The sequence below is a fragment of the Rhizobacter sp. P5_A1 genome (genome assembly GCF_056400745.1).
On the sequence record NZ_JBFUKR010000005.1, the window covers coordinates 209,967 to 231,223 of the forward strand.

A 21,257-nucleotide genomic window follows, 5' to 3' on the forward strand; every position below is an offset into this window, starting at 1 on the left:
GCGGGGTTGGATCATTGTAGGCAGCTTGCCGCGGCGCTGTCGTCGCATGCGGCGTCGACCACAACGCATCAATCGGCCGTCCGACCTCGGACGGCCGTCACCACGACATCGGCCGCGCCGTCGTGCAGCACGGCCTGCAGCGCGGCGCCGGTCGAGACCTGCTGCACCGAAGTCACCGGGCGACCACCGGCATTGCTCAGCCATGCGTACCCACGCGCCAGCACCTGCTGCGGATCGAGCGCGCGCAACCGTGCCGCGAGAGCGTCGAGGCGTTGTGCGTCGCCGACCAGGCGCCGCACAACGCCGCGCCGCAGTTCGCCATCGAGCTTCGCCAGCCGCGTCTGCTGCGCGAGGGTCACGCGCGGCAGGTGCCCGCCGAGCCGATGCGACAGCAGCGCCAGCCGCTCGCCCTGCCGCCGCAGCAGCTGGCCCGGCCGCGCGAGCCGCAGCGCGCATCGGTCGAGGCGCTGCGCCTGGGTGTCGAGCGCGTCGTGGACACGCCGCAGCAGCAGCGCAGCGAAGGCATCGAGCACGCTCAGGCAGGCTTCGCGGGTCGGCGCGGCGAGTTCAGCGGCCGCGGTCGGGGTCGGCCCACGCAGATCGGCGGCGAGATCGGCCAGCGTCACGTCGGTCTCGTGGCCAACGCCGCAGACGACCGGCATCGAAGCCGCGACGATCGCGCGCACGACCTGCTCGTCGTTGAACGCCCAGAGGTCTTCGAGCGAGCCGCCGCCGCGGCACACGATCAACGTCTCGACTTCGCCCCGGCGCGAGGCGAGCCCGATCGCGTCGGCCAATGCGGCCGGCGCGCCCGGCCCTTGGACTGCACTCGGGTAGACGACCACGCGCACCTGCGGCGCGCGCCGCGCCAGCGCCGTCAGCACGTCGCGCAACGCTGCGGCACTGAGCGAGGTAACGACACCGATTGCACGCGGATAGCGCGGCAGTTCGCGCTTGCGCGCGGCATCGAAGAGGCCTTGCGCCTCGAGCCTCGCCTTGATCCGCAGAAACTGCTCGTACAGCGCGCCCGCGCCCGCCGCTTGCATCCCCTCGACGACCAGCTGCAGCTCGCCGCGCGGTTCGTACACGCCGAGCCGGCCGCGAACCTCGACGAGTTGCCCGTCTGCCGGCGCGAATGCGAGCAGGCTCGCGGCGCGCCGGAACATCGCACAGCGCAGCAGCGCGCCGCCACCATCGGCGTCCTTCAGGTTGAAGTAGCAGTGACCGCTGGCCGCGCGCGAGAAGCCCGATACCTCGCCACGCACCGCGCAGGCGCTGAAGCGTCCGACGAGCAGGTCGCCGACCTCGCGCAGCAGCGCGGCGACACCCCACGCGGCGCGCGCCGGGATCGCGCCGAAGGACTCAAACACCCGCAAACCCAATGCCGGCGCGGGGCGAGAACTCCACAACCGCGCCAGCCAACGCGCGAACCGACGTTGCCCCCGTCACAGGCCCGTCACAATTACCCAAGTCATTGATTTTCAAGGTTTTTTATCTGCCTAAACATTAAGCAATGTGTTCGCAGCCCTGCAAATTCGGGCCTTCGCAGCGAAGCTCACCGGCTTGTCCACAAAGTTGTCCACACCTGCGGTGGATGTCCGGGCGGCGTCTGGGCATGGCTGAAAACGCCGGGCGGATGCGCCGCCGCAACGTCGGCGCCACGGATGCTTGGCGACGAGTCCTTCGGGCCATAATCGCCGGTCCCGAAATCCCTGGTCGCCACCGAATCGCCGTCGAAAGGGCACGATTGTTTTCGATCATACAAGCCGCTGGCTGGCCGATCTGGCCACTGCTCCTGTGTTCCATTGGCGCACTCGCCCTGGTGCTCGAACGTCTCTCCAGCCTGCGTGCCGTGCGCGTCGCGCCGGCACGGTTGCTCGATGAGGTGATCTCGGTCACGCGCGCGCATCTGCCGGCTGCCGACGTCGTCAACAAGCTGTCCGACAACTCGGTGCTCGGCACCGTGCTCGCGACCGGCCTGCGTGCCGTGATTGCCGACCCGCGCATCACCGAACCGCAGTTGCGCGGCACCTTCGAGTCGGCAGGCCGTGCCGCGGTGCACCGGCTCGAGCGCTACCTGAACACGCTCGGCACGATCGCCTCGGCCGCGCCGCTGCTGGGCCTGATGGGCACGGTGATCGGCATGATCGAGATCTTCGGCTCGCAGGCACCGACCGGCAACAACCCGGCGCTGCTGGCGCACGGCATCTCGGTCGCGCTGTACAACACCGCGTTCGGGTTGATGATCGCGATCCCCTCGCTGATGTTCTATCGCTATTTCCGCGGCCTGGTCGATGCCTACACGATCGACATGGAACAGGCCGCCGACCGTCTGGTGCCGCACCTGATGCGCTTCGCCGCGCCGCGTGGTGCGGGCGCCTGAACGGCGAGGATCGCGATGAACTTTCGCAAGCCGCGCCCCGAAGACCCCGAGATCAACCTGATCCCGTTCATCGACGTGCTGCTGGTCGTGCTCATCTTCCTGATGCTGTCGACGACCTACTCGAAGTTCACCGAGCTGCAGATCACGCTGCCGACGGCGGACGCCGAGAAGCTGCGCGACCGGCAGCGCGAAGTGATCGTCGCGGTGTCGGCCGACGGGCGCTATGCGGTGAACCGCAAGCCGGTCGAAGGCCGCAGCGTCGAGGCCCTCACCGCTGAACTCGGCGCGGCGGCGGCCGGCGCGACCGACGCGGTCGTGATCGTCTCGGCCGATGCGACCGCGGCGCACCAGAGCGTGATCAACGTGATGGACGCGGCGCGGCGCGCGAACCTGCCGCGCCTGACCTTCGCGACCCAGACCTCGGCCGGCGGCGACGCGCGCTGACGTCGGGTGCGGCGCAGCGCGTTGGCCTCGGCGCCCGCCCCCGGCTTCGGGCAACGTCTGCAGCTGGCGTGGCTCGGGCGAGGCGCACTGGCGCACGCGATGCTCCCGCTGGCCGCCGCGTTCGGCGCGATCACCGCGTTGCGGCGCGTGCTGTATCGCATCGGCCTGCTGCGCACGCATGCGCTGCCGGCGCCGGTCATCGTCGTCGGCAACCTGGTCGCCGGCGGTGCCGGCAAGACGCCGACCGTGATCGCGATCGTCGCGGCACTGCGCCGCCGCGGCTACACACCCGGCGTCGTCTCGCGCGGCTACGGCGGCAGTCATGCCGACCTGCTCGACGTGACGCGCGCGGTGCCGGCCGCGCGCAGTGGCGACGAGCCGCTGCTGATCCATCTGCGCACCGGCGCACCTCTGGTCGTTGGCCGCAAACGCGTTGCCGCGGCGCGTCGCTTGCTGGAGTTGCATCCCGACACCGACGTGATCGTCAGCGACGACGGGCTGCAGCACCTCGCACTGGCGCGCGACGCGCAGGTGATCGTGTTCGATGAGCGCGGCGCCGGCAACGGCTGGCTGTTGCCGGCCGGACCGCTGCGCGAGTGCCTGCCGAACGAGGTTCCGGCGCGCAGCCTCGTCGTGTACAACGCCGCCACGCCGTCGACCCCACTGCCCGGCACGACGGCGTGGCGCTCGTTCGCCGGCGTCGTCGAACTGGCCGACTGGTGGCGCGGCCAACCGGCCAGCGCCGACGCGCTCGTGGCGCTGCGCGCCCGGCCAATCGTCGCAGCGGCCGGGCTGGCGCGGCCGCAGCGCTTCTTCGAGATGCTGCGCGGGCAAAGCCTGACGATCACGCCGCAGCCGCTGCCCGACCATCATGACTACGCCGCCCTGCCCTGGCCCGACGACACGACCGATGTCGTGCTGACCGAGAAAGACGCGGTCAAGCTCGACCCGCAGCGCATCGCTGGCACGACGCGGATCTGGGTCGCGCCGCTAGACTTCGAACTCGATGCGGCCTTCGAGACCGCACTGCTTGCCCTGCTGCCACCGCCCGGACCTCGCCATGGAAACACGCCTGCTTAATCTGCTCGTCTGCCCGCTCTGCAAGGGCCCGCTCGAACACCTGCGGCCGCCGCAGCAGGCGCAGGTCGAGCTCGTCTGCCACGCCGATGGCCTGGCGTTCCCGGTGCGAGACGGCATCCCGGTGATGCTCGAGGCCGAGGCACGTTCGCTCGACGCGACGCCGGCCGCGCCCAGCGCATGAACTTCACGGTGTTGGTGCCGGCTCGGTTGGCGTCGACGCGCCTGCCGGGCAAACCCCTCGCCGACATCGCCGGGCTGCCGATGATCGTGCGCGTCGCGCGCAACGCGGCGCGCTCGGCCGCCAGCCGCGTCGTCGTTGCCGCCGATGACGCGAGCATCGTTGCAGCCTGCACCGCACACGGCGTCGAAGCCTTGCTGACGCGCACCGACCACGCGACCGGCAGCGACCGCCTCGCCGAGGCCTGCACGCTGCTCGGGCTCGACGGCGCCGACCTGGTCGTCAACGTGCAGGGCGACGAGCCGTTGCTCGACCCGCAGATGATCGACGCCTGCGCTGCGCTGCTCGCCCAGCACCCCGACTGCGTGATGAGCACGGCCGCGCATCCGATCGACGCGGTCGATGAACTCGACAACCCGAACGTCGTGAAGGTCGTGCTCGACGCCGCCGGCCGCGCGTTGTACTTCTCGCGCGCACCGATTCCATGGTGGCGCGACGCGCGCGCGTCGGGCGCCTCGCCGATCCCGAGCGATGCGCCGCTGCGCCATATCGGGCTCTACGCTTACCAGGCGGGATTCCTGCGATGCTTTCCGCGGCTTGCCGCCAGCCCGCTCGAGCACATCGAGGCGCTCGAACAGTTGCGCGTGCTTTGGCACGGCGAACGCATCGCGGTCCACGTCAGCGATTCGCGGCCCGGGCCGGGTGTCGACACGCCCGAAGACCTGGCCCGCGTGCGCGCACTTTTCGCCTGATTTCCCGCCCCGCGGAGCACACGTTTTCCCCGGTCCTCGCGTCAGTGTCACGTGGGGGTCGCATGTTATTCTCGATGCGATTCACGCCGTGGCGCGAGCCGCGCACTGCGTACACAAGACACGAGAACGAGGACACCCATGAGACTCATCCTGCTGGGCGCCCCTGGCGCGGGCAAAGGGACCCAGGCCGCCTTCATCTGCGAGCGATTCGGCATCCCGCAGATCTCGACCGGCGACATGCTGCGCGCGGCCGTCAAGGCGGGCACGGCGATGGGGGTTGCCGCCAAGAAGGTGATGGACGCGGGCGCGCTCGTCAGCGACGACATCATCATCGGCCTGGTGAAGGAACGCATCGCGCAGCCCGACTGCGCGAACGGCTTCCTGTTCGACGGCTTCCCGCGCACGATCCCGCAGGCCGACGCGATGAAGCAAGCCGGCGTCAAGCTCGACCTCGTGCTCGAGATCGACGTGCCCAACGAAGCCATCATCGAGCGCATGAGCGGCCGCCGCGTGCATCCGGCATCGGGACGCAGCTATCACCTGAAGTTCAATCCACCGAAGGTGGCGGGCAAGGACGACGTGACCGGCGAAGACCTGATCCAGCGCGCGGACGACGAAGAGGCGACGGTGCGCAACCGCCTCGCGGTCTACAAGAACCAGACGCGCCCGCTGGTCGACTACTACTCGAGCTGGGCCGCCGGCGGAGACCCCGCAGCGCCGCGTTACCGCAAGATCAGCGGCACCGGCAGCGTCGAAGAAATCACCGCGCGCGCCCTCGCCGCGCTGGCCTGAGGAACGAATCCATGGACATCGCAGGCAAGGTCTTCATCGTCACCGGCGCCGCGTCGGGTCTTGGCGAAGGCACCGCGCGCATGCTCGCCGCGAACGGCGCGAAGGTCGTCATCGCGGATCTGCAGGTCGACAAGGGCGAAGCGCTTGCCGCCGAACTCGGCGGCGCCTTCGTGAAGTGCGATGTGAGCCAGGAGGCCGATGGCCAGGCGGTCGTCGCGAAGGCAGTCGCACTCGGCAAGCTGGTCGGGCTCGTCAACTGTGCCGGCATCGCGCCAGCCGCGAAGACGGTCGGCAAGGAAGGCGCGCATGCGCTGACCACCTTCGCGAAGGTGGTCACTGTCAACCTCGTCGGCAGCTTCAATATGATCCGCCTCGCGGCCGAGGCGATGAGCAAGAACGACCCCGAGCCCACCGGCGAGCGCGGCGTGCTGATCTCCACCGCGAGCGTCGCCGCCTTCGACGGCCAGATCGGCCAGGCGGCGTATTCGGCGTCGAAGGGTGGCGTCGTCGGCATGACCTTGCCGATCGCGCGCGACCTGGCGCGCAATGGCATCCGCAACATGACGATCGCGCCGGGCATCTTCGGCACGCCGATGCTGTTCACGATGCCGCAGGAGGTGCAGGATGCGCTGGCCGCCAGCGTGCCGTTCCCAAGCCGCCTGGGCACGCCGGCCGATTACGCGAAGCTCGTGCACCAGATCGTCACCAACGAGATGCTGAACGGCGAGGTGATCCGTCTCGATGGTGCGATCCGGCTCGCACCCAAGTGAACGGCGACGCCTGAACGACAACGCGGCCTCGAAGGGCCGCGTTTTTCGTTGAGGGCTCGGGATACCCTGCGTCGATTCGTCGCCTCAGGAAGCCTTCGCGCGCCGCGCGTACAGCGCCCAGAGGCGCGCCAGATCGCCGGTGCCGTCGTTGCCCGACACCGTCTTCAATACGGCCTGCGCCTTGGCGTTGTCGCCGGCGTTGAGCTGCGCGATCGCGAAGTGCAGCTTCGCATCCTCGGGGCGCTTCAGGCCGCCCTTGGCGATGCCCTGCTGCATCAGTTGCAGGCCCTTGGCCTTCTGGCCCTCGAAGACCCGGTTCAGGCCGATCGTCACCAGCTCGTTGCCGTCCTTCGCGGCGAGCGCGGTCTTCTCATCGTCGGCCTCGGTCTTCTTCGCTTCGTCGATGCGCTTGTTGACCAGGTCGCGCAGACGCTTGTCGCGCTCGGCCTGCGGCCCGGCACCAAGGACGCCGGCCGCGAAGCCCTTGTCGATCACCTGCTTCGCCTCGGCGCGCGAGCCGGCCTGCAGCGCCAGCTGCGCCAGCTCGGAGTAGTCGCTTGCCGCGCTCATGCTGCCGGTGGCGAGCGAAAGGCGGTAGGTGTCGAGCGACAGGCGATCCGAGAAGGTCGGCTTGCTCTGCAAGCGGCTCATCAGCGTGACCCAGTATTCCTTCTTCGGGTAGTAGGTGACGAGGCGTTCGAGCGCGAAGGTCTCGCCGTTCACGTCCTTCTGCTTGACCGCCGCGTTCATCAGCAGGTTGATGCGGTCCTCGGCCGGCACGGCGCCACTGCGTTCGGCGCCCTGGATCTCGGCCATCAGTTCCTTCGAAGCCCCCGCCAGGTCGCCGGACAGGTACTGCGTCTGGATCATCAGCGTGCGGTTCGCGCTGCTGGTGCCGCCTTCCTTGAAGTAGCGTGCGTACCATTGCTGCGCCTTCGCGTATTCCTTCGCGCGGTAGTAGCTGCCGGCGATCGACTCGATCATGCGCAGCTTGTCGGGGCCGGCGACGCTGCCGCTGACCGCCTCGAACGCGCGCGCCGCGGTGTCGGCATCGCCGGCGCCGGAGGCCGCAGCGAGGCGCATGCGCTCGACCATGGTCGACTCGGCAGCGGTCTTGCCGCCCACCGCGTCGGCCTCGCGAACTTTGGCCAGCGCCTCGCGGAACTTGCCGGCCTTGATCATGTCCTGGGCGGCCTGCAGCGGCTTGCCGACTTCGGGGCGCATTCCGCCCTGCCCGTGCGCAGCGCCGAAGATCAGCGCGGCGCCGACTGCGACGATCAGCCGATTCATCAGTCTGTTCATACGCTCACTTCACGAACTGCTCGTTGCCCACCATGCCGAGCTTGGTCACGCCCAGACGCTGCGATTCGGCGAGGACTTCGGCGACGAACTTGTATTCGACCAGCTTGTTCGGCCGCACGTGCACCTCGGGCTGATCGGGCATGGCCGCCGCATCGCGCAGCTTCACCTCGAGCGCCTGACGATTTGGCATCGCCTCGCCGTTCCACAGGATCGTGCCGTCGAAATCGACGTCGATCGTCACGACCACCGGCTCCTTGATCGGCGGCGGCGGGCTGCCTGCCGGCATGTTCAGGTTCACCGCGTGCAGCTGCACCGGAATCGTGATGATCAGCATGATGATCAGCACCAGCATCACGTCGATCAACGGCGTGGTGTTGATGTCCATCATCACTTCGGGCTCGCCCGAGCCGCTGCCCGAGCCTACGTTCATTGCCATGATGTTTCCTTGAGCCCTCGTAAGGGCCACGGGTCACCCTTTGGGTGGAGGTTCGGTGACGAAGCTGATCTTGGCAATCGCCGCGCGCTGGCAGGCGAAGACCACGCGTCCGATCGACTCGTAGCGCGCGTGCTCGTCGCCGCGGATGTGCACCTCGGGCTGCGGCGTGAGCACCGCGATCTTCTTGAGGCGGTTGAACAGCGCGTCGTTGTCGGGCAGCAGCTGCGCGTTCCAGAACACGTCGCCGTCCTTGTTGACCGAGATCTCGATGTTCTCGGGCTTGGTCTTGCGCGCGATGTTGACCTCTTTGGGCAGGCTCATCTGCACCGTCTGCGTGACCACGGGAATCGTGATCAGGAAGATGATGAGCAGCACCAGCATCACGTCCACCAGTGGGGTGGTATTGATGGTGGAGACGACGTCGTCTTCGTCGCCTCCACCGCCTAGGTTCATTGCCATGGCCGGATTCCTGTCTCGATGGAGGAGTGGCTCGCGCTCAGCGCGCGGTCGCCTTCATGCGCGCGCCCATCAGCACGCCATGCAGATCGGCGCCGAAGTTGCGCACCGACTCCATGTTGACCTTGTTGCGGCGCACCAGCCAGTTGTAGCCGAGCACCGCCGGCACCGCGACGAACAGACCGATCGCGGTCATGTACAGCGCCTCGCCGACCGGTCCGGCAACCTTGTCGATCGATGCCTGACCCGCCACGGCGATCGTGGTCAGCGCGTTCAGGATGCCCCAGACGGTGCCGAACAGGCCGATGAACGGTGCGGTGGAACCGACGGTCGCGAGCACGGCCAACCCATCCTGCAGACGGCTTTGAACGTCGTCGATGCTGCGCTGCACCGAGCTGGTGACCCAGGTGTTGCGGTCGATGTTCTCGGTCAGTGCGCCTTCATGATGGTCGCTGGCGGCAATGCCGCTTTCGGCGATGAAGCGGAAGGCGCTGCCGTCCTTGAGGGTCTTGACGGCATCGTTGATCGTCACGGCCTTGAAGAAGCCGTTCCGGGCCGCCCTGGCCTGGCTGCTGATCTTGAAGCTCTCGTAGAGCTTCGTGATCAGGATGTACCAGCTGCCCATGCTCATGACGACCAGGATGAACAAGGTGCCGCGGGCGACGAAGTCACCCTGGGCCCACAAGGCGCCGAGGCCATAAGGGTTGTCGACGGTTTCCTTCGTGGTAACCGCATCGGCGATCGGCGCCGGGGCCGCGGCGGGCGCCGGGGTCACGGCCGAGGCTTCGGCAGCCGGAGCGGAGGCTTGCGCGCTGGCGATCTGCGGAGCGGCAACGAGGCTGGCAGCGAGGGTAATCGCCGCAACGAGGGCTTGAAGACGGGTGGTCATCTGAGGGACTCCTGGCAAAAATTCTGAAAACAATTCGGGTTGTTCTGAAGAAGCAGAGCAGATGCCCCGCTGCGCGGGGAGCATCCGCTCGGCGGAGGGGTTACTCGAGCTTGAAGTCGAAGGTCTGGTCGGCCTTCAGCTCCTCGTCGCCAGCGGCGGAGCATCCGTACTGCATCATCGCGTTGCGCACCGCCGAGTCGAAGACGCCGCGCGGCTGCGAAGACACGATTTCGACGGCGACGACCTTGCCGCCCTTGATGGTGGCGCGGGCTCGCACGGTTCCGGTAATTCCCTCGCGGGCAGCCTTGGGCGGCATGATGGGTTGAACCTGCGTTGCGCAGGCCACCCCGATCGCCACGGTCGTCGGGCGCGGTGCAGGCGGGGCGGGGGCGACGGCCACCGGCGGCGTCGGCGTCATCGGTGTCGGCGGAGGCGGCACTGGCGACGGCGCCACCGAGATCGTCGGTTGCGGCGGCGGCGGCGTGGCGATCTGCACTTCCGGCGGCGGGATGTACGGCGGCGGCGGCGCCTCGAGCTTCGGCGGCGGCGGCAGCACGATTTCGGGTGGCGGCGGCGGCTTCTTGATCTCTTCGATCACCTTGGTCTCGATCGGTGCCCGCACCACATCGACGACCTTCTTGGCCAAGCCAGTGATCAACGCGTAAACAATCAACGCGTGGAACAGGATGACAAGCGATAGGCCCACCAGATGTCGGCGCGGGTCCGCTTGTCGCTGAGAAAAATTCATGGTCTGGGATCTCCAGATTGGGTGAGCGGGGACAGAAAATAAAACAGCGAACCTTAGCACCTGCCAGCTCGTGACCGGTGGCGGCGGCATCTGGAGAACCGCGCCATTGTGCAGGCCCGCATTCTAGCCATGAGCAAGAGTCGTTCCGACCCACCTCACACCGAGGAAAACCCGAAGGACACAGCTCGCGGCGCACGCAAAAAAAAGTGGCAGCTTGCGCTGCCACCTTCTAGTTGCGGAGTTTCTCCGGATCAGAACGTGTACTTCGCGCCCAGGCTGTAAAAGCGACCGACCGCACCGCTGTAGTCAAGCGGGTTGTAGGAGACGGCGCCGTAGGTCAGCGGGTCGAGCGGGGCCACGCGGTTCAGGACATTCTGAACACCGCCGAACACCTCGAGCTGCTTGGTCGCCTTCCAACGGAAGGTCAGGTCCAGCGTCGTGAAGGACGCGATCTTGCAACCGGCCGGCGCATCGGTACCGTCGGCAAACGTGGACGCACAGCCCTCCTCGCCCTTGAAGTTCCGGTTCTCGATACTGGCGCGATAGTTCACCACGCCAGCGACCTTCACCGGGCCGAGTTCCCACGTCGCGCCGAGGTTCACGCGATCTGCCGGAGTGCCGATGCAGTTGGTCACATCGCAGTTGCCATGGGTACCAGCGAAGTCATGCCGGGTCCCGTCCGTTTCTTGGCGTTCCAGCTTGAGCAAGTGGGTCCACTTCGCATCCAGTGTCAGCTTGCCAGCGGACCCCAGAGCGAAACTCTGCTTCGCATCGATGTCGAAACCCTGAACCGTGGTCTTGGTCGAGTTGACGTACTTGGCCAGGATCGCGACGATCGGCCCCGGATCGCCCGGAGTGGTCGTAGCGCTGCCCGGGTCACGCGCGACGTGGCCGGCCGCGATCGCCGCACCCGACTCTTCCTGATTGATTTCGTTCTCGCGAACGATACGGAACAGGTCCACGGCAATACTGGTCGTCGGCGTCGGATCGAAGACGAGGCCCAGCGTGTAGGTTCGCGACTTTTCCGGCACCAGATCAGGATTGGGTGACGTGATGATGGCGACGTTGGCCGGGGCGCAGGCCGTTGCGATCCCGAGAGCGCAGCGAACCGGATCGTCGGAGGTCGTGAAGGCCGCCAATCCACCCTTGCCGTTCTCCGCGGGGCTAGGCGCACGGAAGCCTTGGGAGTACGTGCCGCGCAGTGCGAACTCCTTGAACGGGGTCCACTTGGCGCCGAATTTGGGCGTCACCGAGGAGCCGACGTCCGAGTAGTAGTCATAGCGCAGCGCCGTGCTCAGTTCGACAGTCTTGGTGATCGGCATCGCCAGTTCGGCATAGGCACCGAACAGGTTGCGTTGACCATCGTAGGCGGAATAGCCCAAGCCGATGATGTTGCCTCTGTCGGTTCCAGACGTCGGCTCGAGCTTCACCGACTCGTGCCGGAATTCGGTGCCCAAAGCCAGGCCCAACGGCCCGCCTTCGAGATTGCCGAGCTCGCGCGAAGCCTTGAAATCCACCTGTGTGGTTTGCGACTTCGCGTCGTTCGAGATCATGGGAGAAAGCGCCGCATACAGCGCGGCCGAATTCAGCCCCGCATTCTCGGCAATGCGCCAGAGACTGCCGGCCGGAAGTGCGGCGTAGGCGGCGCTGTTTTGCGCTGCCCATGCGGCATTGGAGACGGTCGGCTGATTGGGCACATTGAAGCCGGTCGGATTCAACAGCGCAAAGGTCACGTCGCGTTGCAGATACCCGGTGCGCTCGTTCGACACCTTGTTCTGCGAGAACAGGAAGGCACTGTCGATATCCCAAACGTCGACGGTGCCTTTGACCCCGGCCACCACGCGCGTGAACGTCGAATCCACATTGCTGACTCGCGGGCCAACATCCGCAGCCAGATAGCGCAAACGCGCAGATGACGTGTACGGGTTATCAGGGTGCGCTCCGCCAAGGCGAATGTCGTTGTTCGCCACGGGCCCGCCCGGATACCCGGTCGAGGCGCTGACGCCAGACGGCGTGGTCGACGAGACCGACTTGTTGTTGTAGAGGTTAACCTCAGCGTACCCGGTCAGATTACTCGACAGTTGCAAGGTGCCGCGGGTAAAGAAATTGACCGATTCCTGCTTGGGCTGAATCTGGCTATAGACCTGCGGGGCGTCGATCAGGCAGCCGGTACCGCCAGCGAATCCAGGGTCGCCTTGCTGGTGGCTGGTGAAGTTGGCGCAAGCCGCACCGGGCTGGGGGCGGGTGAACGCTGCAAGCGGGTCTGTATTGCCACGCCCATAGTAGTTGTTGGTTCCGGGCTGGCGCACGTTGCCGTTGATGGCACTGCCGGCCGCATTGTTGCCGGTGATGGCACCGGTGCCACCCAGGGCTTCCTGCGCGCTGAAACCGAGGTCGCGCAAATCGGCCCGGCCAATTTGGTCACGCCCGGCGCGATCGCGGTTCCAAATTTCGCCTTTCCTCGCGACCTCGAGGTTGAACAGGATGTTGTAGCGGTCCTTGTCGAGGTCACCGAAGCCCGCGGTGATCGAGCCGCGCTTCTCGATGCCGTCGCCATAGCTGGAACGACCGTAGGTGGCCTTGACGGCGATGCCCTTGTAATCCTTCCTCAGGATGATGTTGACCACGCCGGCGATCGCATCGGAGCCATAGATCGCCGAGCCACCGTCCTTCAGAATTTCAACGCGCTCGACCGCTTCCAGCGGAATCATGTTCAGGTCGACGAAGACCTTTTGGCCGTCATCGGCCAATCCGTAGGGCGCCACGCGCCGGCCGTTCACCAGCACCAGGGTCGAGGCGGTGCCCAGACCACGCAGTGAGATCCCAGACGCGCCAGAGGCGAATCCGTTGCCGAAGGTCGTTGGCACTGAGCCCTGGTTGTCTACCGACAGAGTCTGCAGCAACTCGGCAACGCTTGCCTTGCCCGAACGATCGATGTCTTCGCGCGTCAGTGTTTGAACTGGCGCGGCCGTCTCCGACTGAACTCGCCGGATGTTCGAGCCGGTCACTTCGACGCGTTGCAATTCTTGAACGGGCGCCTGCTGCGCGAAAACCGCAGTTCCGGAAAGAGCGGCGGTTCCGCCAAATGCAATGAGCAGGCTCTTGGCCAGCATAGTTCTGTTCAACATCGGGACTCCTGTTGGGGGGAAGGTTGATCTGGAGGTAAAGACCAAGTCCTGCAGCAAGGCACATACCAGCTTTGTGAACTGGGTATGTCTCATCTACGAAGACATGTCGAGGAATTGTCATTGAATGCAACAACCGCGCCCGCTAGGGATTTCCTCCTGACCACGAATGCCGGCGCGTTCCCTGGCCGCCTCGATCGACCGCAAAGCAAGCATTCATCAGGGTTCAGAGCATTCGCGACATCAGATCCGGGACGAGGTCAGAATTCGCGCTCAGGCTTCCGCTGTTGGCAGAGCACAACAATTTGGCCGCTCGTCATGGGCTCCGTCGCGGAAGAAGCGACCAGATTGAATTGGTCGGCTCCATCTTGGTTTGCACCATGGGCAGGCAGTCGACCCTCAATCAGAACGTGTATTTCATGCCGACGTTGTACGTCCGGCCCAGAGCACCAATCTGGTTGTAGCTGGCGTTGTAGTGAGTGATACCGTAGAAGGCCGACTTGTCGTAGGGAGCGATGCGGTCGAACACGTTGAGAATCGAGCCGTAGAGCTGAAAGTTCTTGGTGAAGTCGTACTTCGCGCTCAGATCGAACGTCGTGAACGAAGCGCCCTTGCAACCCGCCGGGGCGTCCGTGCCATCGTCAAAGGTCAGCAAGCACCCGAGCGGGTCGTCCTTGTATTCGACGTTCTTCAATCCGGACACGTAGTTCACGAGACCTGTCACCGAGAGCGGCCCCCGATCCCACGTGACGCCGAACGTTGCCTTGTCCTTGGGCATCCCGGATGAACTGCTCAGCGAGGTCGGCCCGTATGTCCCAGCGTATTCGCGCACTGACCCGTCCTCCAGCGTGCGCTTGAACGAATTGACATGCGACCAAGTCAGGCTACCGGTCAGTTTGCCAACCTCGCCGAGGTTGAAACGCTGGCGAAGGTCAATGTCGACACCGTTGGTCTTCGTGCTCGGCCCGTTCACATAGGGCGTCGAAACCGCCAGCAGCGTCCCGGGGCCACCGACGACCGGGAGTCCGGTCACGGCGTCGATCGGATCGTCATTGACCTGACGAACGATCTTGGCATCGGGGAAGCCGCTCGGGTTCGCGAGAATGGCCGACAAGTCGGCCTGCAGGATTTCGTTCTTGCGGCGGATTTCCCACAGGTCGATCGAGAGGCTCGTGTCCCTCGTCGGCTCGATGATCAGGCCAACCGTGTAGCTCTTGGACTTCTCGGGCTTCACGCTCGGGCTGCCGGAAGTGATGATCACCGCCGACCCCGAGCCGCAGTCCGCGTCTGCGCCAGTGATCGGGCAGCGAAGCGGATCGACATAGGAAGTGAAGCCCGCCGAGGCGCTGTTGCCATTCTCGGCGGGGCCAGGCGCACGGAATCCTTGCGCATAGGTGCCGCGCACGGCCACCTCCCGAATCGGCGTGTACTTGAATCCAAACTTCGGCGTCGTCGATGTGCCGACATCGGAGTAGCGGTCGACACGCAGCGCGGCGCTCAACTCGAGGTTCTTGAGCACCGGGGCAGACACTTCGGCAAATGCCGCCGTGATGTTTCGCGACGCTTTGAAGGCAGAAAATCCCAGGCCGATGATGTCGGCCGTGTCGGTGAACGGTGTTGCCGGTCGATCGGCCTTCTCGCGACGAAACTCGGCGCCGAGCGCCAACTGCAACGGGCCGCCACTCAACTGCATCAGCTCCCTGTTCGCCTTGACATCCAGCGAAGTGACCGACGCTGTCGGCGAGTCCTTCAAAGATGGTGAGATCGCGTCGCGTGTAGCTTGGCTGTTCAATCCAGCGTTCGCCCCGAGGCGGTAGTACGTCAGCGTCGGGTTCATTCCGCTGTCGTTGGTCGCGTTCAAGAAGTCTTGCAGAACGCTGTCACGCAACTGTCCGTTATTGATCTGATCGGTCTTGCTCTTGGTGTAGAGCAGGCCGGCCTCCCAGTCCCATCCGGCTGCATTGCCCTTGAGGCCGCCGAGAAAGCGGCTGACCAAGGTGTCGGATTTCGTCGTCCGTCCGCCCAAGTCGGCCGTGACATAGCGCAGGCGCGAGTAGCTACCCGGGTTCGGGTTGTCCGGATGATTAGGCCCGATCGTGATGAACGTGTTGTCCTTGATCGTGCTGTTTTGGGCGTCTGGCCATGTGAAGGCAGGATTGTTCGGTGTAATCGTCGCGAAAACTTTCGAGCTGAACAGGCCGACCTCGCCGAACGCCGTGAGGCTGGGGTTGATCTCCAGCGTGCCACGCGTGACGAAATTGACCTTCTCTTCCTGCGGCTGCAATTGCTGGTAGGCCAGCGAGTCCCACGGGCAGCCCGTGTAGCCAGTGGGCATTGGCAAATTCGACGGACATCCGCTGGCAGGCACTGCGATCTGCTTGTACACCGACCCGGGCACGGGATCTGGGCTGTTGCGGCCGGTGACGGCACGGGCCCAGCCCCAGATGCTCGAGCTGACGCTCGTGGGGCCACCGGCGCGGGGACGGCCATAGCCCAGGATTTCGCCCGACTCGAAGCCGTAGCCTTGCGCAAGTGCGTTCGGATTGCCAATGTCGCCGCGGTCGGCGCGATCACTCTGCCGGACTTCGCCGATCTTCTGCGCCTCGAGCGTGAAGAAGACGTTGTACTTGTCGCTACCTAGGTTGCCGAAGCCGGCAGTCACCGAGGCCTTCGGCGTGCGGCCATCGCCGTATCGAGTGACGCCGTAGGAGACGTTGGCGATGACACCGCGGAAGTCGACGCGGGTGATGATGTTGACCACACCGCCAATCGCGTCGGATCCGTAGATTGCCGAAGCCCCGTCCTTCACGACTTCGATGCGATCGACCGCTTCGAGCGGAATGGTGCTCAGGTCGACGAAGGTGCGCTGTCCGTCATCGGCCAAGCCATAGGGCGCCATGCGACGGCCGTTGAGCAACACCAAGGTGGCGTTCGAGCCGAGACCGCGAAGCGACACGCCTGAGGCGCCCGACGCAAAGCCGTAACCGCTCCACGACATCGGGATCGAACCATTGCTATTGGCATTCAAGCCGAGGACGACGTCGGCAACCGTGGTCTTGCCCGACTTTTCGATGTCCTGGCGAGTGACCACCTGCACCGGCGACGCTGTCTCGGTATCCGTGCGCTTGATGTTGGAACCGGTCACCGTGACGCGTTGCAGTTCCGTTGTCGGCGCATCCTGTGCAAGTCCGGGGGTGCCGTACAGGGCCGCTGTTCCGCTGAAGGCGAGTAGCAGACTCTTCGAAAGGACCGTTCTTCTCAGCATCGGAGACTCCTGAAAGAAGGTTGATCGCCAGCCCCGGCTTTCGAGCAAGTCACATACCACTTTGTGAACCGGTCGTGACCTGTCTGCGAAGGGGTGTAAAGGAATTGTCACTGAGCTTTTTGCGCAGACCGGCTCAGGGTAAACCTCTAGTGCCTCGCGAGCGTTCGTTTCCCCTGCACCGCGTCGTCGTGCCGATCGCGCGCAAAGCCTTTGTGGGTGCGGCTCTCAGCCGATCGACGCGGCTCGTCGGGGTGCTGCGCTCACGTGGTTCAGCACAGCGGCAGGCGCCTGCCCGAGGCGCTTTACGTTCGACGTTGGATGTCCGCAACAACTGCGTTGTCGCGAGGGATACGTGCCCCGATCCGCGGCACCGCTGCCAGCAAGCTGCGCGTGTAGTCGCTGCGCGGATGCGCGAGCAGCGCGCGCGCCGGCCCGATCTCTTCGATGCGCCCGCGATGCATCACCGCGACGTGGTCGGCGATGTACTCGACGACACCGATGTTGTGCGTGATGAACAGGTACGACACGCCGAGTTCGCGCTGCAGCTGGCGCAACAGATTCAGGATCTGCGCCTGCACCGAGACATCGAGCGCCGAGGTCGGCTCGTCGCAGACGATCAGCTTCGGCGCGACCGCCAGCGCGCGCGCGATCGCGATGCGCTGGCGCTGGCCGCCCGAGAACTCGTGCGGGTAGCGCTGCAGCGCATCGCGCCGCAGGCCTACCTGGTCGACCAGGCGTTCGATGGTCGCGCGCCGCGCGGCACCCGCGATCTCGGGACGAAGCGCTTGCAGTCCCTCTTCGAGAATGTCGAGCACGCGCATGCGCGGGTTCAGCGATGCGAACGGATCCTGGAAGATGATCTGCACCTGGCGCCGCGCCGCGAGCAGCGCATCGCCCTCGAGCGCGAAGAGGTCTTCTGCACAGAACAGCGCTTCGCCGCCGACCACCGCCTGCCCGCGCAGCAGTTGCACGATGGCCTTGCCGGTCGTCGTCTTGCCGCAACCGGATTCGCCGACCAGCGCGAGCGTCTGGCCGGGGCTGATCGCGAACGACACGTCATCGACCGCGACGAACGTGCCGACACTGCGCTGCAGCAGTCCCTTGCGGATCGGGAAACGCACGCTCAGCCCGCGCACCTCGAGCAGCGGCGCACCCGCCGGCGGCACGGTCCGCGGTGCCTCGAACCGCAGCGCCGAATCGGCACCGTTGCCGCGTACCGCATCCGGCGAGGCACCTTCGCGATAGAGCAGGCAGCGCACGCCGCTCGCCCCGCTGTCGATCAATTCGGGGCGCGTCGTCGAGCAGGCGTCGAATGCGCGATCGCAGCGCGGCGCGAAACGGCAGCCATCGAAGGTCTGCCACAGCGGCGGCACCATACCGGGGATCGCGGCGAGCGCGGCGCCGCGCTTCTCGCTGTCCGGCAACGCGCGCAGCAGCAGCCGCGCGTACGGGTGCTTCGGCGCGGCGAAGAACTCGGCGGCTTCGGCAACCTCGATGATCTGGCCCGCGTACATCAGCGCGACCCGGTGCGCGACGCCGGCAACGACCGCCAGGTCGTGCGTGATCAGCAGCAGCCCCATGCCCTGCTCTTGCTGCAATTGCTTCAGCAGATCGAGGATCTGCGCCTGGATCGTCACGTCGAGCGCGGTCGTCGGCTCGTCGGCGATCAGGAAGTCGGGCTCGCAGGCCAGCGTCATCGCGATCATCACGCGCTGCTTCTGCCCGCCCGACAGGCGGAACGGATATTCGTCGATGCGGCGCTCGGGTTCCGGGATGCCGACCTTGCCGAGCCACTCGATCGCCTTCGCGCGCGCCGCGGCGCCGCGCAACGCGGTGTGCGTCTCGATGGCCTCGACGATCTGGTCGCCGATACGCATCACCGGGTTCAGGCTGGTCGATGGCTCCTGAAAGATCATCCCGATGCGCCCGCCACGCACCGCACGCATGCCGGATTCGGGCAGCGCCAGCACATCGGTCTGGTCGAGCATGACCTGGCCCTGCGTGACGCGGCCGTTGTCCGGCAGCAGCCGCATCAGCGCGAGCGCGGTCATGCTCTTGCCGCAGCCGGATTCGCCGACCAGTGCGAAGGTCTCGCCGCGCTGGATCGCGAGCGTGAGCCCGTCGATCGCCCTGACGAGCCCGGCCTCGGCATCGAGCGCGACTTTCAGGTCACGGGCGTTCAGCATGCGCCGGCCCTCACGCGGGAATCGCCTTGCGCAGCTTCGGCCGGAAGCTGCGCGCGCGCGGATCGAAGGCATCGCGCACGCCATCGGCAAACAGGTTCGCGGCGAGCACCAATGTCACCATGAAACCGAAGGCCGCCGCGAACGACCACCAGACCAGCGGGTCGCGGCTCATCTCGGTTCGGGCGAGGTTGATCATGCCGCCGAAACTGTTCATCGACGGATCGACGCCGACGCCGACATACGACAGCACCGCCTCGTAGAGAATCAGCGCCGAGAAATCGAGCACCGTCGTGATGATGATCAGGTGCACCACATTCGGGAAGATGTGCCTCACCATGATGCGGCCCTTGCGCACGCCGAAGGCCGTCGCGGCCTGCACGTACTCGAGTTGCGAGAGCTTCATCGTCTCGGCGCGCAGCAGGCGGCACAACGTGGCCCAACCGGTCAACCCGAGGATCACGCAGAGCATGAACAGCCGCACATCGGCGCGCTCGGCACCGGTCTCGAACAGGTCGGGGTGGGTGTCGATGAAGACCTGCATCATCAGCACGCAGGCCGCGATCAGCAGCACGTTCGGGATCGACGACAGCAAGGTGTACAGGTACTGCACGAGCTCGTCGACCCAGCCGCGCAGGTAGCCCGAGACGAGCCCGAGGCCGACCGCGAGCGGCAGCGTCGCGATCGTCGACAGCGTGCCGATCACGAACGCGGTACGGATGCTCTTCAGCGCCTGGTAGAAGACGTCGTTGCCGGTGCGATCGGTACCGAACACGTGGTAGTGCTGGGCCAGCGAGAGGATCGGGCCGAAGAACAGGCACAGCAGCAGCGCGGTCACGAGCGCGGCGCGCCAGGGCACATCGGACTGGTTGCGCGCGATCCGCTGCGCCGCGCTGCCGAGGCTTTCGTCATTGACGCGCGCGACCACGACGGCCACGCCCAGCGCCACGACCAGCGCTGCCAGGGCGCCGAACGCAGCGCCGAGGAATCCGCGCTGCAGCACGTCGGCAAGCCACTCCGATTCGTCCTTCAGCCGCTCGCCACCATGCAGCAGCCGCGGGTGGATGCGCTCGATCGTGCCGTCCACATCGACCGAATCCTTCGTGAAGCCGCGGGTCGCGAGCGGCGCCGAATACGAGGTCTCGCGGCCGTCGATCTGCCGCGCCAGCGTCACATCGAGCATCGACTCGGTGCGCGTGCCGTAGGCCTGGCGCTGCTGCGCGCCGGCGCTGGGCGCGTTGGCGAGCGCGCGGCGGAAGTGCAGGCTGTCGATCACCGCAACCGCGAAGAACAGCACCAGCACCACGCCCGAGCAGAGCGCCGCGCGGTCGCGCATCACTTTCAGCCAGGTCGCACGCAGGTTGGCGCTGGCGCGGATGCGGAGCCCGTACAGCGCGAGCAAGAGCAGCGTCGCGAGCACAACGACATCGGACCACAGGATCACGATCTTGGGCATCGGTGTCCCGGTCAGGCCAGGCGGACCCGCGGGTCCACGAGGGTGTAGGCCACGTCGATCACGATGTAGCTGGCGATGTAGATCAGCGAGCCGACGAAGACCATCGAGCGCACGATCGCAAAATCTTGACCCGTGATCGCCTCGATCACGTACGAGCCCAGGCCGGGGATGCCGAAGAAGCTCTCGAACACGAGGCTGCCCAGGAACACGTACGGCAGGTAGCTGCCGGCGCTGGTCAGGATCGGGATCAGCGCATTGCGCAGCACATGGTCGAACAGCAGCTTCGGCTCGGACAAGCCCTTCGCGCGCGCGGTGCGCACGTAGTCGCGCCCGAGCTCCTCGAGGAACATCGCGCGGTACAGGCGCCCTTCACTGCCAAGGCGCGAGAGCAGCGAGAGCAAGACCGGCAACACCAGGAAGCGCACCGCATCCCAGCCCGACTCGAAGCCCGAGATCGGCACCAGGTGGAACACGCGCGAGAACAGGAACTGGCCGACGATGATGTAGAACAGTGCGCTGATCGACAGCATCAGCACACAGGCGACGACGCCCCAGAAGTCGATCGGCGAATTCTTGAAGAACACCAGCAGCAGCGCGAACGCGACGCTCGCGACGATCTGCAGCAGGAACAGCGGCACCGCGAGCTGCAGGCTGATCAGCATGCGGGTCTTGATCTCGTGGCCGATGTCGGTCGCGCTCTTCGAATCGGAGCGGCCGAACTCGAGCGCCATCAGCGAGACCGAGCGATCCCAGAACACCGTGTCGGTCAGCTGGCGCACGCCCGCGGCCTGCGCGTTCCAGTACAGCGGCTTGTCGTAGCCGCGCTCGGTCTTCCACTTCTGGATCTGCTCCTGCGTGACGCGCTTGCCGCCGACGTTCAGCCGCGCCATGTCGTCCGGCGTGTTGACGGTGAAGAACAGCATGAAGGTCACGAGGTTGACCCCGATCAGCACCAGCACGCTGTACAAGCAGCGGCGAACGACGTAGTTCAGCATGCG

Annotated in this window: 18 protein-coding genes; 7 read left to right on the top strand and 11 right to left on the bottom strand. The window is 66.0% G+C overall.

Features of this window, described 5'->3' with window-relative positions:
* Positions 1 to 68: 68 nt before the first annotated feature.
* Positions 69 to 1,370 (bottom strand): exodeoxyribonuclease VII large subunit, encoded by a 1,302-nt coding sequence (gene xseA / locus AC1DTW_RS07585; RefSeq protein WP_477980416.1) that lies wholly within the window; start codon positions 1,368 to 1,370, stop codon positions 69 to 71.
* 377 nt (positions 1,371 to 1,747) lie between these two features.
* Between xseA and AC1DTW_RS07590 the strand changes: the two genes are divergently transcribed.
* The 7 genes from AC1DTW_RS07590 to AC1DTW_RS07620 all read left to right on the top strand — a co-directional run bounded on the left by AC1DTW_RS07590 (position 1,748) and on the right by AC1DTW_RS07620 (position 6,399).
* Entirely contained in the window at positions 1,748 to 2,383 is a 636-nt protein-coding gene (locus tag AC1DTW_RS07590) for a MotA/TolQ/ExbB proton channel family protein (RefSeq protein ID WP_477980417.1), read from the top strand.
* A gap of 15 nt (positions 2,384 to 2,398) precedes the next feature.
* Positions 2,399 to 2,827 carry an ExbD/TolR family protein gene (locus AC1DTW_RS07595; RefSeq protein ID WP_477980418.1) on the top strand — a complete coding sequence of 143 codons (429 nt, stop codon included), beginning with the start codon at positions 2,399 to 2,401 and terminating at the stop codon, positions 2,825 to 2,827.
* Between the two features lie 99 nt (positions 2,828 to 2,926).
* Positions 2,927 to 3,907: a tetraacyldisaccharide 4'-kinase gene (gene lpxK / locus AC1DTW_RS07600; RefSeq protein WP_477980419.1), complete on the top strand. Its 981-nt coding sequence runs from the start codon at positions 2,927 to 2,929 to the stop codon at positions 3,905 to 3,907.
* Entirely contained in the window at positions 3,888 to 4,088 is a 201-nt protein-coding gene (locus AC1DTW_RS07605) for a Trm112 family protein (protein ID WP_477980420.1), read from the top strand. The genes lpxK and AC1DTW_RS07605 overlap by 20 nt, the downstream gene beginning before the upstream one ends.
* The gene (gene kdsB / locus AC1DTW_RS07610; protein ID WP_477980421.1) at positions 4,085 to 4,837 is read left to right on the top strand and encodes a 3-deoxy-manno-octulosonate cytidylyltransferase; all 753 of its coding nucleotides are present in this window, start codon (positions 4,085 to 4,087) and stop codon (positions 4,835 to 4,837) included. Before AC1DTW_RS07605 ends, kdsB begins: the two co-directional genes overlap by 4 nt.
* A 138-nt stretch (positions 4,838 to 4,975) precedes the next feature.
* Positions 4,976 to 5,629, top strand: a complete 654-nt coding sequence (gene adk / locus AC1DTW_RS07615) for an adenylate kinase (RefSeq protein WP_477980422.1) — start codon at positions 4,976 to 4,978, stop codon at positions 5,627 to 5,629.
* Positions 5,630 to 5,640: 11 nt separating this feature from the next.
* Positions 5,641 to 6,399: a 3-hydroxyacyl-CoA dehydrogenase gene (locus tag AC1DTW_RS07620; protein WP_477980423.1), complete on the top strand. Its 759-nt coding sequence runs from the start codon at positions 5,641 to 5,643 to the stop codon at positions 6,397 to 6,399.
* An 84-nt stretch (positions 6,400 to 6,483) separates the two neighbouring features.
* Here the strand turns inward: AC1DTW_RS07620 and AC1DTW_RS07625 are convergent, their stop codons facing one another.
* The 10 genes from AC1DTW_RS07625 to AC1DTW_RS07670 all read right to left on the bottom strand — a co-directional run bounded on the left by AC1DTW_RS07625 (position 6,484) and on the right by AC1DTW_RS07670 (position 21,254).
* Positions 6,484 to 7,701 (bottom strand): hypothetical protein, encoded by a 1,218-nt coding sequence (locus AC1DTW_RS07625; protein WP_477980424.1) that lies wholly within the window; start codon positions 7,699 to 7,701, stop codon positions 6,484 to 6,486.
* A gap of 4 nt (positions 7,702 to 7,705) precedes the next feature.
* Positions 7,706 to 8,137 carry an ExbD/TolR family protein gene (locus tag AC1DTW_RS07630; protein ID WP_477980425.1) on the bottom strand — a complete coding sequence of 144 codons (432 nt, stop codon included), beginning with the start codon at positions 8,135 to 8,137 and terminating at the stop codon, positions 7,706 to 7,708.
* Between the two features lie 33 nt (positions 8,138 to 8,170).
* Positions 8,171 to 8,596 carry an ExbD/TolR family protein gene (locus AC1DTW_RS07635; protein WP_477980426.1) on the bottom strand — a complete coding sequence of 142 codons (426 nt, stop codon included), beginning with the start codon at positions 8,594 to 8,596 and terminating at the stop codon, positions 8,171 to 8,173.
* A 37-nt stretch (positions 8,597 to 8,633) separates the two neighbouring features.
* Positions 8,634 to 9,482, bottom strand: a complete 849-nt coding sequence (locus tag AC1DTW_RS07640) for a MotA/TolQ/ExbB proton channel family protein (protein ID WP_477980506.1) — start codon at positions 9,480 to 9,482, stop codon at positions 8,634 to 8,636.
* Positions 9,483 to 9,582: 100 nt separating this feature from the next.
* Positions 9,583 to 10,320, bottom strand: coding sequence for an energy transducer TonB (locus AC1DTW_RS07645; RefSeq protein WP_477980427.1), 738 nt, complete (start codon positions 10,318 to 10,320; stop codon positions 9,583 to 9,585).
* Between the two features lie 161 nt (positions 10,321 to 10,481).
* Positions 10,482 to 13,358: a TonB-dependent receptor gene (locus AC1DTW_RS07650; RefSeq protein WP_477980428.1), complete on the bottom strand. Its 2,877-nt coding sequence runs from the start codon at positions 13,356 to 13,358 to the stop codon at positions 10,482 to 10,484.
* 400 nt (positions 13,359 to 13,758) lie between these two features.
* Positions 13,759 to 16,620 carry a TonB-dependent receptor gene (locus tag AC1DTW_RS07655; RefSeq protein ID WP_477980429.1) on the bottom strand — a complete coding sequence of 954 codons (2,862 nt, stop codon included), beginning with the start codon at positions 16,618 to 16,620 and terminating at the stop codon, positions 13,759 to 13,761.
* Positions 16,621 to 16,922: 302 nt separating this feature from the next.
* Positions 16,923 to 18,806 (bottom strand): ABC transporter ATP-binding protein, encoded by a 1,884-nt coding sequence (locus tag AC1DTW_RS07660; RefSeq protein WP_477980430.1) that lies wholly within the window; start codon positions 18,804 to 18,806, stop codon positions 16,923 to 16,925.
* Positions 18,807 to 18,816: 10 nt separating this feature from the next.
* Positions 18,817 to 20,259 (bottom strand): ABC transporter permease, encoded by a 1,443-nt coding sequence (locus tag AC1DTW_RS07665; RefSeq protein WP_477980431.1) that lies wholly within the window; start codon positions 20,257 to 20,259, stop codon positions 18,817 to 18,819.
* 11 nt (positions 20,260 to 20,270) lie between these two features.
* Positions 20,271 to 21,254 carry an ABC transporter permease gene (locus tag AC1DTW_RS07670; protein ID WP_477980432.1) on the bottom strand — a complete coding sequence of 328 codons (984 nt, stop codon included), beginning with the start codon at positions 21,252 to 21,254 and terminating at the stop codon, positions 20,271 to 20,273.
* Positions 21,255 to 21,257 lie beyond the last annotated feature (3 nt).